This window comes from Paracoccus wurundjeri (genome assembly GCF_030678915.1).
Lineage (GTDB): Bacteria > Pseudomonadota > Alphaproteobacteria > Rhodobacterales > Rhodobacteraceae > Paracoccus > Paracoccus onubensis_A.
The window spans coordinates 1-1,108 of sequence record NZ_JAUUTZ010000062.1 but is presented as its reverse complement, the minus strand read 5'-3'; the positions used below and the strand labels follow the sequence as shown (position 1 = coordinate 1,108).

Here is a 1,108-nt window from a genome sequence, read left to right as displayed (position 1 = left end):
TCACGTCGGACATCTTGCAGGTAGCGACCAGCGAGGCGAGCATAGCCCAGTTTTCGGCGCCGACTTCATTCCCGGCGAAGAGTGCATTCTTTCTTGTCAGGGCAATCGGCCTGATCTGGTTCTCGACCGGATTGGTGTCGAGCTCCAGCGTGCCATCGTCGAGGAAGCGGATCAGGCCGGGCCAATGCCCCAGCGTGTAGCGGATGTCCTCGGCGAGCTGGGATTTCTGTGGGATGCGCGAGAGCTGGGCTTCCAGCCAGGGTTTCAATGCCGCAATGATCGGAGCCGAATGCTCGCGCCGGGCGGCGAGGCGCATAGCGGCCTCCTTGCCCCGCACGGACTTCTCGATCTGATAGAGCCGCGCGATCTGGCGCAGCATTTCCTCGGCAATGGGTGAGCGATCGCTCTCGAAGCGCTTTACGAAGCGGCGGCGGACATGGGTCCAGCAATAGACCAGTTGCCACGGGCCATTGTCGCGCGCGATCTCGGTCATCGCATTGTAGGACTGGTAGGCGTCGCATTGCAGGAAGCGACCCTGATACCCGGCGAGGAAGTTCAGCGGGTGCGCCTTGCCCCGCCCGGGAGCGTAATGGAACAGCACGATGGGTGGGCCAGCACCGCCATGGCCGCGATCATCGGATACGACGGCCCAGAAATAACCGCTCTTGGTGGTCTTTCGGCCCGGGTCCAGCACCGGCGCGCGGGTTTCATCCACGAAGATGCGGTCTGCACTGCGCAGATGGGCGCGCATGTGGTTGATGACGGGCATCAGGTGGAAACAGGCGCGGCCGACCCAGTTGCCGAGCGTCCCGCGGTCCAGGTTGATCCCTTGCCGCTTGAAGATTTCGGCCTGCCGGTAAAACGGAAGGTGGTCGCCAAATTTCGAGACAATGATCCAGGCGATGAAGGGCTCCGTGGGCAGGCCGCCGGGCACGACATGTTCGGGCGCATGCGCCTGCGTCACGGCTTGCGAGCAGCGGCGGCAGGCATATTTCGGGCGCCGCGTGACCAGCACACGGAACTGCGCAGGTATCACGTCCAGCCGTTCGGACACGTCTTCCCCGATCCTGGCCATCTCGCCGCATCCACAGGGGCAGAGCGTGCTGGC

1 protein-coding gene is annotated in these 1,108 nt (G+C 63.8%); it reads right to left on the bottom strand.

Translation table 11 applies throughout. The features are described from left to right. Nucleotides 1-1,054: IS66 family transposase (gene tnpC / locus Q0601_RS24605; protein WP_305292846.1), on the bottom strand; the 1,054-nt coding region annotated here is incomplete at its 3' end. Nucleotides 1,055-1,108: the final 54 nt, after the last annotated feature.